Source organism: Agromyces aurantiacus (assembly GCF_016907355.1).
GTDB classification, from domain to species: domain Bacteria; phylum Actinomycetota; class Actinomycetes; order Actinomycetales; family Microbacteriaceae; genus Agromyces; species Agromyces aurantiacus.
The window spans coordinates 710,308-724,514 of the sequence record NZ_JAFBBW010000001.1 but is presented as its reverse complement, the minus strand read 5'-3'; the positions used below and the strand labels follow the sequence as shown (position 1 = coordinate 724,514).

Here is a 14,207-nt window from a genome sequence, read left to right as displayed (position 1 = left end):
CATGTCCACCATCACCGTTCCCAGCCCGTCGGGCGCACCGATCGAGGAGCACGCGCCGCACCGGCATCCGAAGCCGAAGGCCCCGTTCGGGCCGCGGCAGCTCCTCGCCGCCCTGCCCGGCGCCCTGCGCAAGCTCGATCCCCGCGAGATGTGGCGCAACCCCGTCATGTTCATCGTCGAGATCGGCGCGGCACTGACCACCGCGATCGCGATCGCCGAGCCGTTCCTCGGCGGCCCCGAGGCATCCGGCGGCACCGAGGTGCCCGAGAGCTTCACGTGGGCGATCGCGGGCTGGCTCTGGGCCACCGTCATCTTCGCCAACCTCGCGGAGTCGGTCGCCGAGGGCCGCGGCAAGGCGCAGGCCGAGACGCTCCGGAAGACGCGCACGACGACCGTCGCGCACGTCGTGCGGGACTACGACGCGACGGGCGACCCGGCCGCCGAGCGAGCCCTGCTGGCGGATGTCGCGAGCGCCGACCTGCGGCTCGGCGACGTCGTCGTGGTGTCGGCGGGCGACCTCATCCCCGGCGACGGCGACATCGTGCAGGGCATCGCGTCGGTCGACGAGTCGGCGATCACCGGCGAGTCCGCGCCGGTCGTGCGCGAGTCGGGCGGCGACCGCAGCGCGGTGACCGGCGGAACCCGCGTGCTCTCCGACCGCATCGTGGTGCGCATCACCTCGAAGCCCGGCGAGACCTTCGTCGACCGCATGATCGCGCTCGTCGAGGGGGCGGCCCGGCAGCGCACGCCGAACGAGATCGCGCTGAACATCCTGCTCGCGAGCCTGTCGATCGTCTTCGTCGTCGTCGTCCTGACGCTGAACCCCATCGCGTCGTACGCGGCGTCGCCCGCCAGCGTCCCGGTGCTCATCGCGCTGCTCGTCTGCCTCATCCCCACGACGATCGGCGGCCTGCTCTCGGCCATCGGCATCGCCGGCATGGATCGCTTGGTGCAGCAGAACGTGCTCGCCATGTCGGGCCGCGCGGTCGAGGCCGCGGGCGACGTCACGACCCTGCTGCTCGACAAGACCGGCACCATCACCTACGGCAACCGGCGGGCGAGCGAGTTCGTCGCGCTCGACGGCGTCGACGAGGCGGAACTGGTCCGTGCGGCGGCCCTCGCGTCGCTCGCCGACCCCACGCCGGAGGGCAGCTCGATCGTCGACCTCGCGGCGAGCCGCGGCATCCGCTTCGATGCCGCGCCGGCCGGCGAGGTCGTGCCCTTCACCGCGCAGACCCGGATGTCGGGCCTCGACCTCGCGGACGGCACCGTCGTCCGCAAGGGCGCCGGCTCGACCGTGACCGCGTGGGTCGCCGAGCGCGCCCGCATCCCGTCGAGCGTGGAGGACGAGCTCCGCAAGCGCGTCGACGCCATCTCGACCGACGGCGGCACGCCGCTCGTCGTCGCGATCGCGGACGCCGGCGGCGCGCCCCGAGTGCTCGGCGTCGTCCACCTCAAGGACATCGTGAAGGAGGGCCTCGTCGACCGGTTCGCCGAACTTCGCGCCATGGGCATCCGCACGGTGATGATCACGGGCGACAACCCGCTGACCGCGAAGGCGATCGCCGCCGAGGCCGGCGTCGACGACTACCTCGCCGAGGCCACGCCCGAGGACAAGCTCGCGTTGATCCGCCGCGAGCAGGAGGGCGGAAGCCTCGTGGCGATGACCGGCGACGGCACGAACGACGCGCCCGCGCTCGCGCAGGCCGACGTCGGCGTGGCGATGAACACGGGCACGTCGGCTGCGAAGGAGGCCGGCAACATGGTCGACCTCGACTCCGACCCGACCAAGCTCATCGACATCGTCCGGATCGGCAAGCAGCTGCTCATCACGCGGGGGGCGCTCACGACCTTCTCGATCGCGAACGACGTCGCGAAGTACTTCGCGATCATCCCGGCGATGTTCGCGGGGGTCTTCCCCGGCCTCGCGGCCCTCAACGTCATGCAACTGAGCTCGCCGGCCTCGGCGGTGCTCTCCGCGATCATCTTCAACGCGATCATCATCGTCATCCTGATCCCGCTCGCCCTGCGCGGCGTCGCCTACCGTCCGCTCGGCGCGACGGCCATCCTGAACCGCAACCTGCTGGTCTACGGCCTCGGCGGCATCATCGCCCCGTTCGTCGGCATCAAGCTGATCGACCTCGCCGTCGGCCTGATCCCGGGGTTCTGATGTCTGCCCTCCGCGCCACTTCCCCGCGCAGCGCGCCACGCTCACCGGCGCAACGGACGCCGAACCGGCGCAGCGCACGTCACCCGAACGGAGAACGCACCACATGACCTCCACACGCCAGACGGTCCGCACCCACTGGGTCGCGCTCCGCGCCCTGCTCGTCTTCACGGCCGTGCTCGGCCTGGCCTATCCGCTCACGATCACCGTCATCGCGCAGATCGGGCTGCCCGCGCAGGCCAACGGCTCGCTCGTGCGGAACGCCGACGGCGACGTCGTCGGCTCCGCCCTCATGGGGCAGTCGTTCACGGATGCCTCGGGGGCGCCGCTGCCCGAGTGGTTCCAGTCGCGACCGTCGGCGGCGGGCGACGGCTACGACGGCGGGGCATCGAGCGGGAGCAACTTCGGGCCCGAGAACGAGGACCTCATCGCCGCGATCGAGGAGCGCAAGGCCGCGGCCGCCGAGCTCGAGGGCGTCGACGAGAACGACGTGCCCGCCGACGCCGTCACGGCGTCGGCCTCCGGCCTCGACCCGCACATCAGCCCCGAGTACGCTCTGCTCCAGGTCGGCCGGGTCGCCGACGCCCGCGGACTCGACGAGGCGGACGTCCGGGCACTCGTCGAGGACCACATCCAGGCGCCCGACCTCGGGTACCTCGGCGCGCCCACGGTCAACGTCCTCGCACTGAACCTCGCGCTGGCCGAGATGGGAGACTGACGCTATGAGACGGGGGCGGCTTCGAGTGCTCCTCGGCGCCGCTCCGGGCGTCGGAAAGACCTACGCCATGCTCGAGGAGGGTCGACGCCTCCGCGACGAGGGCCGCGACGTCGTCGTCGGCTTCGTCGAGACGCACGGCCGCGCCGCGACGGCCGCGATGGTCGACGGGCTGGAGGTCGTGCCGCGTCGCACCGAGACCCACCGCGGGCTCCGCCTCGAGGAGATGGACCTCGACGCCGTGCTCGCCCGCACGCCCGAGATCGCGCTGGTCGACGAGCTCGCCCACACCAACGCGCCCGGCGGCCGCCACGAGAAGCGCTGGCAGGACGTCGACGAGCTCCTCGGCGCCGGCATCGACGTCATCTCGACGGTCAACACCCAGCACATCGAGTCGCTCGGCGACGTCGTGTACGAGATCACCGGAGCCCAGCAGCGCGAGACCATCCCCGACGCCGTGCTGCGCGACGCCGACCAGATCGAGGTCGTCGACCTCGCCCCGCAGGCGCTCCGCGATCGCCTCGCCACCGGGCTCGTCTACCCCGCCGAGCGGATCGACGCGGCGCTGTCCAACTACTTCCGCCTCGGCAACCTCACGGCGCTTCGCGAGATCGCACTGCTCTGGCTCGCCGACGAGGTCGACCAGGCGCTCAAGGCCTACCGCGCCGAACACGGCATCGACCGCAAGTGGGAGGCGCGCGAACGCGTCGTCGTCGCCCTGACGGGCGGACCCGAGGGCGAGACGCTGCTGCGTCGCGGGGCGCGGATCGCGGCCCGCTCGTCGGGGGGCGTGCTCCTCGCGGTGCACGTGACCAACCCGGACGGGCTGCGGGCGCGGCATCCGGAGGCCCTCGACCGCCAGCGGGCCCTGGTCGAGCAGCTCGGCGGCACGTTCCACCAGGTCGTCGGCGAGGACGTTCCGCGGGCGCTGGTCGACTTCGCGAAGGGCGCGGATGCCACGCAGCTGGTGCTCGGCGTCAGTCGCCGTTCCCGGCTGGCCGCGGCGTTCACGGGCCCCGGCATCGGCGCGACGGTCATCCGCGAGTCGGGTGACATCGATGTGCACATCGTGACGCACGCCGCCGCGGGATCGGACTTCTCGCTGCCGCGCCTCGGCGGCGCCCTGAGCCGGCAGCGGCTCATCGCCGGCTTCGCGCTCGCGCTGATCGCGGGCCCGCTGCTGAGCTGGCTGCTGTCGAGCCTGCACACCGACGCGTCGATCACGAGCGACGTGCTCGCCTACCAGCTCCTCGTCATCATCGTCGCACTCGTCGGCGGCATCTGGCCCGGGCTGTTCGCCGCCGTGCTCTCCGGCCTGACGCTGAACTTCCTGTTCATCGAACCGCTGTACACGCTCACGATCGCCGAGCCCCGGCAGTTCCTCGCGCTCGTCTTCTACGTGCTCAACGCCCTCCTCGTGAGCTACGTCGTCGACCAGGCGGCGCGCCGCACGCGCGAGGCCCGCCGGGCCGCCGCGGAGTCGCAGCTGCTCGCCACGATCGCCGGGAGCGTCCTGCGCGGCGAGGACGCGCTGCAGGCCATGGTCACGCGGACCAGGGAGGCGTTCAACCTCACCGGCGTGCGCCTCCTCGTCGACGACCAGCCGCTCGTGACCGACGGCGAGCCCGCCGCTCCCGATCGGGTCACGACGCTCCCCATCGGTGCGCACGGCGTCCTCGAACTGCACGGACCCGACCTCGCCGCATCCGAGCGCCGCCTGCTCCAGGTGATCGCGACCCAGCTCGACGCCGCGCTCGAGCACGGCGCCCTCACGACCGCCGCCGAGGCCGCCGACGAGCTCGCCGAAGCCGACAAGGTGCGCTCGGCCCTGCTCGCGGCGGTCGGGCACGACCTTCGCCGCCCGCTGACGTCGGCCTCGGCGGCGATCAGCGCGCTGCGATCACCCGACCTCGCCATCCCTCCCGCGCAGCGCGTGGAACTGCTCGACACCGCCGCCGAGAGCCTCGAGTCGCTCGCGGCCCTCGTCACGAACCTGCTCGACGTGAGCCGGCTGCAGGCCGGCGCGCTCGCCGTGACCCTCGCACCGACCGACGTCGCCGACGTCGTGTTCCCCGCGCTCGACGAGCTCGGGCTCGGTCCGGGCGACATCGAGCTCGACCTCGCCGACGACACCCTCCCCGTGCTCGCGGATGCGGGCCTGCTGCAGCGCGTCGTCGTGAACCTGCTCGCGAACGCCGTGCGGCATTCCCCCGACGGCGAGCGCGTACGGCTGTCGGCGAGCTCGTTCCGCGGGCGGACCGAACTCCGCATCGCCGATCGCGGTCCGGGCATCCCTGCGGAGCGTCGCGATCAGGTGTTCACGCCGTTCCAGCGGCTCGGCGACACCGACAACGAGACGGGCCTCGGGCTCGGACTCGCGCTGTCGAAGGGGTTCGCCGAGGGCATGGACGGCACCCTCGAGGCCGAGGACACGCCCGGCGGCGGCCTGACCATGGTCGTCACGCTCCCGATCGCCGAGGAGGCGTCGTGAGGATCCTCGTCGCCGACGACGACGCGCAGCTGCAGCGGGCGTTGCGCATCACCCTCGGCTCACGCGGGTACGAGGTGCTCGCCGCACGCGACGGCGCCGAGGCGATCGACCTCGCGGCGAACGCGCACCCCGACCTGATCCTCCTCGACCTCGGCATGCCGAACGTCGACGGCATGGACGTCATCCGGGCCGTGCGCGCGTGGTCGAAGGTCCCGATCGTGGTGCTGTCGGGCCGCACCGACTCGGCCGAGAAGGTCGAGGCGCTCGACGCCGGCGCCGACGACTACGTGACGAAGCCCTTCGCGATGGACGAGCTGCTCGCCCGGATCCGCGCCCGCGCCCGCGCGACATCCGATGAACCGGGCGACGACGCCGCTGCGACCCGCATCGGCGATCTCGCCGTCGACCTCGCCGCGAAGACCGTCCGTCGAGCCGACGGCAGCACCGCGGTGCGCCTGACCCCGACGGAGTGGCGCCTGCTCGAGCTCTTCCTCCGGAATCCCGGCAAGCTGCTCACCCGCCAGATGCTGCTCTCGGACGTATGGGGCCCGTACCACGCCAACGACGCCGGCTACCTACGCCTGTACGTCGCCCAGCTGCGGCGCAAGCTCGAGCCCGTGCCATCCGAGCCACGCCACTTCCTCAACGAGCCGGGACTCGGCTACCGCTTCGAGCCGTAGCCTTGACGGGTGCAGTGCCCGTACTTCGACGCGGGGCGATGCCGGTCGTGCTCGCTCATGGGCCGGCCGTACCCGCAGCAGCTCGCCGACAAGCAGGCGCACGCCGAGGAGCTGCTCGCGCCGTACGACGTTCCCGCCTGGCTGCCGCCCGTCGCGAGCGGGGAGCGCGACTACCGCAACAAGGCGAAGATGGTCGTCGGCGGCACCGTCGACGCGCCGACGATCGGCATCCTCGACGCCGACGGGTACGGGGTCGACCTGCAGGCGTGCGGCATCTGCTCACCGGGGCACCGCGCCGCGTTCCCCGTGCTGGCCCGGTTCATCACGCTCGCGCGGATCGCGCCGTACGACGTGGGCGCCCGGCGCGGCGAGCTGAAGCACCTCATCGTGACCGAGTCGCCCGACGGCGAGCTCATGGTCCGGTTCGTGCTGCGCTCGACCGAGCCGCTGGCGCGCATGCGGAAGCACCTGCCGACACTCCTCGCCGAGCTGCCGCAGGCACGCGTCGTCACGGGGAACCTGCTGCCCGAGCACAAGGCCGTGCTCGAGGGCGCCGAGGAGGTCGTGCTCACCGACGCCGACACGCTGCCCATGCGGCTCAACGACGTGACGATGCACCTGCGCCCGCAGAGCTTCTTCCAGACGAACACCGCGATCGCGGAGGCGCTGTACGCCGAGGCGCGCGCGTGGATCCGCGAGCTCGCGCCCGAGGAGGCTTGGGACCTCTACTCGGGCGTCGGCGGCTTCGCGCTGCACCTCGCCGACCCCGACGGCCGCACCGACGTGACGGGCATCGAGACGAGCGTCGAGGCGGTCGCGAGCGCCGAGCTGAGCCGAACGGATGCCGCGCTCTCACGCGTGCGCTTCGCCGCCGGCGACGCGACCTCGTTCGCGCTCGCCGCGACATCCGCCCCCGACCTCGTGGTCGTGAACCCGCCCCGGCGCGGCATCGGCGCCGAGCTCGCGGGCTGGCTCGAGCGGTCGGATGCCGCGCACGTGCTCTACTCGTCGTGCAACGTCGCCTCGCTCGCGAAGGACCTCGCGGCGATGCCGTCGCTGCGACCCGTGAAGGCGCGCGTGTTCGACATGTTCCCGCAGACCACGCACTTCGAGGTCATGGTGCTGCTCGAGCGCACCGGTTAGGCGCCGGCGGCGAGCTCCCGCGCGCGGGCGAGCGCCGCGTCGGTCGCGCGGTCGAACAGCGCCGCGAGGTCGGCCTCCTGCAGCACGGCGATCGCGCGCTCGGTCGTGCCCTTCGGGCTCGTGACCCGGCGTCGCAGCTCGGCCGGGTCGTCGGCGGATGCCGCGAGCAGCTCGCTCGCGCCCCGGAACGTGCCCTGCACCATGGTCGCGGCCTGTTCGGGCGTGAAGCCCTTCGCGATCGCGGTCTTCGTGAACTCCTCGATGAGCAGGAACACGTACGCGGGGCCGGAGCCCGAGATCGTCGAGAGCGCGTCGAGCTGCGACTCGGGCACGACGAGCACCTCGCCGACCGTCTCGAACAGCGACGCCACGAGTGCGAGGTCCTCCTCGCTCGAGCGCGTGCCCGCCGAGACCCCGGTCACCGCGCGCCCCACGACCGCGGGCGTGTTCGGCATCGTGCGGATCACCGACACGTGCGAGGGCAGGTGCGCCTCGAACGTCGCGACCGTGACGCCCGCGGCGACGCTCACCACGACCGCGCCCGGCTCGAGCGCGTCGGCGATCTCGTCGAGCAGGTCGGGCACCATCGCGGGCTTGACCGCGACGACGACGAGCTTCGCGCCGGCGACCGCGCGACGGTTGGCCGCGGCATCCGCCTCGGTCGCGTACGCCGTGACGCGCGGTTCGTCGTCGAACTCGGCCGCGCGCACGGCGCTGCGGTTGGTGGCCCGGATGCCGCCGGCCACCGTCACGTGCGGCTGGAGCAGCCCGGCCAGGATCGCGCGGGCCATGGATCCGGCGCCGAGGAAGGCGATGGCGGGCAGCTCGATCGGCCGGTCAGCCGGCTGGCGGGAGGTCATGGCGACCATCCTAGGATTGGCGCATGAGCGCATCCGGCGGCACGAAGGCGATCCTGGCGGCATTCCTCGCGAACACAGGCATCGCCCTGACGAAGTTCATCGCGTGGCTCGTCTCCGGGTCGGCGTCGATGCTCGCCGAGGCGGTGCACTCGGTCGCCGACGCGGGCAACCAGCTGCTGCTGTTCGTGGGCGGCCGCCGCGCGAAGAAGGACGCCGACCGTTCGCATCCGTTCGGCTACGGCCGCGAGCGCTACGTGTACGCCTTCGTCGTCTCGATCATCCTGTTCTCGGTCGGCGGCCTGTTCTCGATCTACGAGGGCGTCGACAAGATCCAGCACCCCCATGAGCTCGAGAACGTGTGGGTGCCGATCGTCGTGCTCGTCATCGCGATCGCGCTCGAGTCGTTCTCGCTGCGCACCGCCGTGAAGGAGTCGAACCAGATCCGCGGCACGCAGACCTGGGTCCAGTTCGTGCGCCGGGCGAAGGCGCCCGAACTCCCGGTGGTCCTGCTCGAGGATGTCGCCGCGCTCCTCGGCCTCGTGTTCGCCCTGTTCGGCGTGGGGCTCACGGCCATCACGGGCAACACGATCTTCGATGCGATCGGCACCCTGATGATCGGCACGCTGCTGATCGTCGTCGCGATCATCCTCGGCATGGAGACGAAGAGCCTGCTCGTCGGCGAAGGCGCCACCGAGGGCGACCTGGGCCGGATCGAGACGGCGATCCTCGCGGGTCCCGAGGCCGAGCGCATCATCCACATGAAGACCCTCTATCTCGGGCCCGACGAGCTCATGGTCGCGGCGAAGCTCGGCTTCCACGGCGGCGAGAGCCTGGCCGAGGTGTCGACGGCGATCAACGTGATCGAGCAGCGCATCCGCACCGCTGTGCCCGCCGCGCGCGTGATCTACCTCGAACCCGACGTCTACGTCGATCCGAACGAGCAGGCACCGCCGACCGACGCGATCGTGATCAAGGGGCTCGAATGACGGATGTCGCGGCTGGCCGCCGCCCAACCGCGCTCGTCCTCCGCCACGACTCGGCCATCGGCCTCGGCAACCTCGGTCCGGTGCTCGAGGAGCACGGCTACGAGGTCGTGACGGTCGACGCCCCGCGCGCCGACGTCACGGCGATCGACGCGCTCGCGCCCGACGTCCTCGTGGTGCTCGGCGGCGACGAGGCTGCGTACGAGGCCGACGTCTACCCGTACGTCGGCCACGAGATCGAGCTGCTCCGCAAGCGGATCGCGGCGGAGGCGCCGGTGTTCGGCGTGTGCCTCGGCGCGCAGCTGCTCGCCGCCGCGCTCGGCGCGCGCGTCTACAAGGGTCCGCGGAAGGAGGTCGGCTGGCTCGGCGTCGACGTGACCGACGCCGGCGGGGCGTCGCCGGTGCGCCACGCCCGCGGCATCCGCTTCGTGCAGTGGCACGGCGACACGTTCGACCTGCCCGAGGGCGTCGAGCGGCTCGCCTCGTCGCCCGAGTACGCCAACCAGGCGTTCCGCCGCGGCGACTGGATGCTCGCGGTGCAGTTCCATCCCGAGGTGACCCCCGCGATCCACGAGGACTGGCTTGCGGCCTGGGGCGACGAGCTGCCCGAGTACGACCTCACGGTCGAGCGCATGCGCGAGCTGCAGACGTCGTGCGGGCCCGACGCCGAGGCGGCGTCGCGCGCGATCATCGGCGAGTTCCTCGACGGGCTCGCGGCGCGGCGTCTGCCGACTCGCCTCGCCGGCTGATCGCGACGCGGCGGCCGACGCACGTCACGCGAGCGGCCGACGCACGCCGCGCGAGCGGCCGACGTTTCCAGTTCCGTCATTTCAACGCAGCCTCAAATGAGGCCAGGTCGACACCAGCCCACCGGAAACGCCGCCAAACCGGGGAGCGGGACCAGCGTCAAATCAACGCCGCCTCAAATGAGGCCCGACTGGCACGGGCTCGCCGGAAACGCCGCCACGCCGGGAGCGGGACCAGCGTCACGTCAACGCAGCCTCATATGAGGCCAGGTCGACACGAGCCGCCGGAAACGCTGCGCCGCGGCGAAGCAGCTGGCACGGGCTCGCCGGAAACGCCGCCAAGCCGGGAACGGGACCAGCGTCAGGTCAACGCCGCCTCATGTGAGGCCCGGCCGATATGGGACGCGCGACGACTCAGTCCGCGACCGGACGGCGGGCCGGATCGGCGAAGAAGTCGAGCAGCAGCCTCGAGGCGGCGTCGGCCTCGACGCCCGCGTAGACCTCGACGCGGTGGTTCAGCCGCCGGTCGCGGAGCACGTCGTAGAGCGATCCGGCCGCGCCGGCCTTCTCGTCCCACGCGCCGAAGACGACGGTGGGGATGCGCGCCGCGACGATCGCGCCCGCGCACATCACGCACGGCTCGAGCGTGACGACGAGCGTGCAGTCGGTCAGGTGCCGGTCGCCGGTCGCGCGCGCGGCGTCGCGGATCGCGATGAGCTCGGCGTGCGCGGTCGGGTCCTCGTGCAGTTCGCGCTCGTTGCGTCCGGTCGCGATGACCTGCCCGTCGCGTACGACGACCGCGCCGACGGGCACATCGCCGGTGGCGAGGGCGGCGGATGCCTCGGCGAGCGCGAGCCGCATCCAGGCCGTGTGCTCGGGCAGCTGCACCGGCATCCGCTCGCTCCTTCTCGCGGGCGCGACCCCCGCAACTAGACTCGAGCCTATGCGAGTCCACGTTGCCGACCACCCGCTCATCACCCACAAGCTGACGGTGCTGCGCGACGTGAACACCCCGTCGCCCGTGTTCCGCTCGCTCGTGCAGGAGCTGATGACGCTGCTCGCCTACGAGGGCACGCGCGACGTGAGGGTCGAGCCCGTCGACATCGTGACGCCCGTGGCACCCACCACGGGCGTTCGCATCGCCGACCCCAAGCCGCTGATCGTGCCGATCCTGCGCGCCGGGCTCGGCATGCTCGACGGCATGGTCACCCTCCTGCCGAGCGCCGAGGTGGGCTTCCTCGGCATGGCCCGCAATGAGGAGACCCTCGAGCCGACGACCTACGCCGAGCGCCTGCCCGACGACCTCAGCGGCCGGCAGTGCTTCGTGCTCGACCCGATGCTCGCGACCGGCGGATCGCTGACCGCGGCGATCGAGTTCCTGCTCGCGCGCGGCGCGACGGATGTCACGGCGATCTGCATCCTCGCGGCCCCCGAGGGGCTGAAGGCCGTCGAGGAGGCGCTGCACGGCCGCGAGGTCTCGATCGTGCTCGGCGCGGTCGACGAGCGCCTCAACGAGAACGGCTACATCGTGCCCGGCCTCGGCGATGCCGGCGACCGGTTGTACGGCACGGTCTAAGGCGCTGGCCCGCGGGCCATCGCGCGTTTCCAGCGCATGACCGCTCGCTCACGTCGAAGGATCTTCGCCGTGAGACACGCCGTGCGGCGTTTGGAATTGCAGAATTCGAGGAATTGATCCTGCGTCGAAGGATCTTCTTCACCATGCCCGGTTTCGACGGGACCTCCCCGACGCGGCCCGTTGCTCGCGCACCGCGTGCGACGTCATGCGCCGTCACGCGATCGTCACGGTTTGACACATCCTCGAACCTGGGTTTGACTTTCGCTCATGACTGACACCGCACGCATCCTGACCACCCGCGAGGTGAACGGGATCGCCGACATCATGATGTCGGCGCGTGCGTCCATGTGTTGTCGAATGTGCCGCTGACCAGCGAACCCTCCGCCGAGTCACGCGACTGATCCGATCCCGATCGTCGCGGCTCCATCGAACCCGACGTCCGTCCCGGGTTCCCCGGCCGTCATCGGCCTTCGCTCTCGACCCCGATCGGGGTCGTCGACGCACTCCAGCACAAGGAACCGCCATGTCTCTCGCTCTCGCTCCCGCTCGTCCGACCCACCCCAGCGTCCGTCCGGCGCACCCGGCCGCGTACGCGCCCCACGCCCCGCGCGCCGCGGCGCCCATCGCGGCTCCGGCCGGGGCGGCGCCCGCCTCCCCGGCGCCGGCGCCGGCACCGGCGCAGCCGCGTGTCCGCGCCGTGCCCGAGGGAACCGAGGCCCGCGGCTTCGTGCTCTACGTCGGCCTCGACGAGGCCAAGGCCGCCGCCGACGGCACCACGCTGCACCGCCTCGTGGAGGCCATCCGCAACCTGACCGCCGAGCTGGCCCCGTCGGCCGAGACCTACGCCGCCGTGGCGCTGGCCCCCGAAGGCGCCGGCGGTCGCGACGTCGACGTCGTGCGCCTCGCGCTCCAGGACCCGACCGCCCTCGCCAAGCAGCGCGAGTCGCAGGGCGGACTCCGCGAGGACGCCGACCGGCACCCCGACGGCGTCATCATCGACATCTCGCGCAAGCGCGTGCTGCTCGACGGCGAGGCCGCGGGCCTGACCTACAAGGAGTTCGAGCTGCTCCAGTACCTCGTGCTCCGCGAGGGTCGCACCATCGACCGCCACGAGCTCATCGACGGGCTGTGGGCCGGTGACGACGAGGTGCCGAACGAGCGCACGATCGACGTGCACGTGCGCCGCCTGCGCGCCAAGCTCGCGCACTACCAGGACATCGTCCGCACGGTGCGGGGCGTCGGCTACCGCTTCGACCGCCACGCCGACGTCTCGATCCGCCAGGCGTCGACGCCGAGCCCCGACGTCTTCTGATCCGATCCGTCGCGGCGGCGCGCCTCACGCGCCGATCGCGAACGGCAGGAAGTTCAGCACGATCGCCAGCGTGACGACGACGGCGCCGAGCACGGCCGCGACCACCCCGCTGCCGTGTCCGCGCCGCGCCGCGCGGATGCCGAGCACGATCGCGGCGACCGGGGGCGCGATGAGCACAGCGATCGAGACGAGCCCGATCGGCAGCACGATGGCCGTGGGCGGCCGCACGGTGCTGCCCTCGTCGACGCCCGCCAGCGCGAGCATCGCGCCGCCGACGAGGGTCGCGACCACGTAGGCCACGGGCACGAGGGCGATGCAGACCCAGGCCCAGATGACCGCGATCCGCCCCCGGTCCCGTTGCGTTCCCTGCGATGTCGACATGGGCACCTCCCGGACCCAAGCATCGCGCCGCTCGCCGCCGGCAGGCCGGGCCGGAGGTCCCGCCCAATCACGTCGGTTCGCGCCGGCGCGGCGGGGCTCGTCGCCGGCTCGCTCGGGGGCGACGGGGGTCGCGACATCCGCCCGTCTCGGCCAGCATGGGATGACGCTCCCGAGGAGGCCCGCATGACGACGACGCCGATCGTGCTCGAGCTGCCGTTCCGGGGTCGCTGGCTCGCGCGCAACAGCCCGGCCCGCCGGGTGCCGAGCCACGGTACGCACGCACTCGGCACGACCTACGCGATCGACTTCATCGCGGTCGACGAGCGCGGCCGGTCCGCGCCGGCCGGCTGGCGGAGCCTGCTCGCCGTCGAACGGCCCGAGGCGTTCGTCGGCTTCGGGCAGCCGATCCTCGCACCCGTCGCCGGCACGGTCGTCGCCGTGCACGACGGCGAGGAGGATCACGAGGCGCGGCGCTCCCAGCTCGCGCTCGTCGGCTACATGCTCGGGCAGGCCGGCCGCGTGCGCCGGGGTCCGGCCGCCATTGCGGGGAACCACGTGGTACTCGCCCTGGGGCCGGAGGGACCGTACGTCGCACTGGTGCACCTGCGCCGCGGTTCGGTCCGCGTCGCGGTCGGCGACGTGGTCTCGGCAGGCGAGCAGCTCGGCGAGTGCGGCAATTCGGGCAACAGCACGCAGCCGCACGTGCACGTGCAGGCGGCGGACTCGATTGACTGGTCGCGGGCGCGCGGGCTGCCGATCGCCTTCCGCTTCCGTCGGCACGGCGACGACGGGCAGGTCGTCGTGGGCCTTCCCGCGGAATCCGAGGTCGTCGAGGACGTCGCGGCTCCCGCGTGAGGGCCGAGCGGATGGCGCGGGCGGGCGGCGCTCAGGAAATTCCCCCGCATTCGGGGCACACGGATCTAGCGCCTGTTACCGATCCGTTATATATTCGTCGTGCACCGGTTGTTTGCTGTGGCGGCCGGTGCGGAATGTGATTGCAGGACACTCTTGGTGCAAGGGCGAGGGCCGGTCGTCAGCCTCTACGACCGGCCCTCAACCGTTCCCGGGCACGGGCCCGAGGAGCCTGCGAGCGCGGCGCCCGGCATCGAGGGCTCCCCGGACGTCGGCCGTGTTGCCTATTGTTGGACACGTC

At 72.3% G+C, this 14,207-nt stretch carries 13 protein-coding genes; 10 read left to right on the top strand and 3 right to left on the bottom strand.

What is annotated here, in order from left to right:
- Position 1 precedes the first annotated feature (1 nt).
- From kdpB to rlmC, 5 genes are all read left to right on the top strand, one after another.
- Positions 2 to 2,170: a potassium-transporting ATPase subunit KdpB gene (gene kdpB, locus JOD46_RS03445; RefSeq protein WP_204391686.1), complete on the top strand. Its 2,169-nt coding sequence runs from the start codon at positions 2 to 4 to the stop codon at positions 2,168 to 2,170.
- 103 nt (positions 2,171 to 2,273) lie between these two features.
- The gene (kdpC, locus tag JOD46_RS03440; RefSeq protein WP_204391685.1) at positions 2,274 to 2,885 is read left to right on the top strand and encodes a potassium-transporting ATPase subunit KdpC; all 612 of its coding nucleotides are present in this window, start codon (positions 2,274 to 2,276) and stop codon (positions 2,883 to 2,885) included.
- A gap of 4 nt (positions 2,886 to 2,889) precedes the next feature.
- On the top strand, positions 2,890 to 5,373 hold the full coding sequence (locus JOD46_RS03435; protein WP_204391684.1) for a DUF4118 domain-containing protein: 2,484 nt from the start codon (positions 2,890 to 2,892) through the stop codon (positions 5,371 to 5,373).
- On the top strand, positions 5,370 to 6,053 hold the full coding sequence (locus tag JOD46_RS03430; protein ID WP_204391683.1) for a response regulator: 684 nt from the start codon (positions 5,370 to 5,372) through the stop codon (positions 6,051 to 6,053). The genes JOD46_RS03435 and JOD46_RS03430 overlap by 4 nt, the downstream gene beginning before the upstream one ends.
- A gap of 9 nt (positions 6,054 to 6,062) precedes the next feature.
- A complete protein-coding gene (gene rlmC / locus JOD46_RS03425; protein ID WP_204391682.1) occupies positions 6,063 to 7,196 on the top strand; it encodes a 23S rRNA (uracil(747)-C(5))-methyltransferase RlmC in 1,134 nt (377 codons plus the stop codon).
- Here the strand turns inward: rlmC and proC are convergent.
- Complete coding sequence (proC, locus tag JOD46_RS03420; protein ID WP_204391681.1) at positions 7,193 to 8,056, bottom strand: pyrroline-5-carboxylate reductase; 864 nt, start codon at positions 8,054 to 8,056, stop codon at positions 7,193 to 7,195. The two genes, rlmC and proC, sit on opposite strands and share 4 nt — an antisense overlap.
- 23 nt (positions 8,057 to 8,079) lie before the next feature.
- Between proC and JOD46_RS03415 the strand changes: the two genes are divergently transcribed.
- Both JOD46_RS03415 and JOD46_RS03410 read left to right on the top strand, forming a co-directional pair.
- The gene (locus tag JOD46_RS03415; RefSeq protein ID WP_204391680.1) at positions 8,080 to 9,042 is read left to right on the top strand and encodes a cation diffusion facilitator family transporter; all 963 of its coding nucleotides are present in this window, start codon (positions 8,080 to 8,082) and stop codon (positions 9,040 to 9,042) included.
- Positions 9,039 to 9,788, top strand: coding sequence for a glutamine amidotransferase-related protein (locus JOD46_RS03410; RefSeq protein WP_204391679.1), 750 nt, complete (start codon positions 9,039 to 9,041; stop codon positions 9,786 to 9,788). Before JOD46_RS03415 ends, JOD46_RS03410 begins: the two co-directional genes overlap by 4 nt.
- A 411-nt stretch (positions 9,789 to 10,199) precedes the next feature.
- Here the strand turns inward: JOD46_RS03410 and tadA are convergent, their stop codons facing one another.
- Positions 10,200 to 10,679: a tRNA adenosine(34) deaminase TadA gene (gene tadA, locus JOD46_RS03405; RefSeq protein ID WP_204391677.1), complete on the bottom strand. Its 480-nt coding sequence runs from the start codon at positions 10,677 to 10,679 to the stop codon at positions 10,200 to 10,202.
- Between the two features lie 49 nt (positions 10,680 to 10,728).
- Between tadA and upp the strand changes: the two genes are divergently transcribed.
- Together upp and JOD46_RS03395 are read left to right on the top strand one after the other, a co-directional pair.
- Positions 10,729 to 11,361, top strand: a complete 633-nt coding sequence (gene upp / locus JOD46_RS03400) for a uracil phosphoribosyltransferase (RefSeq protein WP_204391675.1) — start codon at positions 10,729 to 10,731, stop codon at positions 11,359 to 11,361.
- A gap of 523 nt (positions 11,362 to 11,884) precedes the next feature.
- Positions 11,885 to 12,673, top strand: coding sequence for a winged helix-turn-helix domain-containing protein (locus tag JOD46_RS03395; protein ID WP_204391673.1), 789 nt, complete (start codon positions 11,885 to 11,887; stop codon positions 12,671 to 12,673).
- 24 nt (positions 12,674 to 12,697) lie between these two features.
- Here JOD46_RS03395 and JOD46_RS03390 read toward each other — a convergent pair whose 3' ends face one another.
- Positions 12,698 to 13,054: a hypothetical protein gene (locus tag JOD46_RS03390; RefSeq protein ID WP_204391672.1), complete on the bottom strand. Its 357-nt coding sequence runs from the start codon at positions 13,052 to 13,054 to the stop codon at positions 12,698 to 12,700.
- Between the two features lie 183 nt (positions 13,055 to 13,237).
- On the opposite strand from JOD46_RS03390, the gene JOD46_RS03385 reads away from it, so the two are divergent.
- On the top strand, positions 13,238 to 13,909 hold the full coding sequence (locus JOD46_RS03385) for a M23 family metallopeptidase (protein WP_204391671.1): 672 nt from the start codon (positions 13,238 to 13,240) through the stop codon (positions 13,907 to 13,909).
- Positions 13,910 to 14,207 lie beyond the last annotated feature (298 nt).

Coding starts and splice junctions, on each gene's coding strand:
- kdpB (WP_204391686.1), top strand. CDS start 2: ATGTCCACCATCACCGTTCCCAGCCCGTCGGGCGCACCGATCGAGGAG.
- kdpC (WP_204391685.1), top strand. CDS start 2,274: ATGACCTCCACACGCCAGACGGTCCGCACCCACTGGGTCGCGCTCCGC.
- JOD46_RS03435 (WP_204391684.1), top strand. CDS start 2,890: ATGAGACGGGGGCGGCTTCGAGTGCTCCTCGGCGCCGCTCCGGGCGTC.
- proC (WP_204391681.1), bottom strand. CDS start 8,056: ATGACCTCCCGCCAGCCGGCTGACCGGCCGATCGAGCTGCCCGCCATC.
- JOD46_RS03415 (WP_204391680.1), top strand. CDS start 8,080: ATGAGCGCATCCGGCGGCACGAAGGCGATCCTGGCGGCATTCCTCGCG.
- JOD46_RS03410 (WP_204391679.1), top strand. CDS start 9,039: ATGACGGATGTCGCGGCTGGCCGCCGCCCAACCGCGCTCGTCCTCCGC.
- tadA (WP_204391677.1), bottom strand. CDS start 10,679: ATGCCGGTGCAGCTGCCCGAGCACACGGCCTGGATGCGGCTCGCGCTC.
- upp (WP_204391675.1), top strand. CDS start 10,729: ATGCGAGTCCACGTTGCCGACCACCCGCTCATCACCCACAAGCTGACG.
- JOD46_RS03395 (WP_204391673.1), top strand. CDS start 11,885: ATGTCTCTCGCTCTCGCTCCCGCTCGTCCGACCCACCCCAGCGTCCGT.
- JOD46_RS03390 (WP_204391672.1), bottom strand. CDS start 13,054: ATGTCGACATCGCAGGGAACGCAACGGGACCGGGGGCGGATCGCGGTC.
- JOD46_RS03385 (WP_204391671.1), top strand. CDS start 13,238: ATGACGACGACGCCGATCGTGCTCGAGCTGCCGTTCCGGGGTCGCTGG.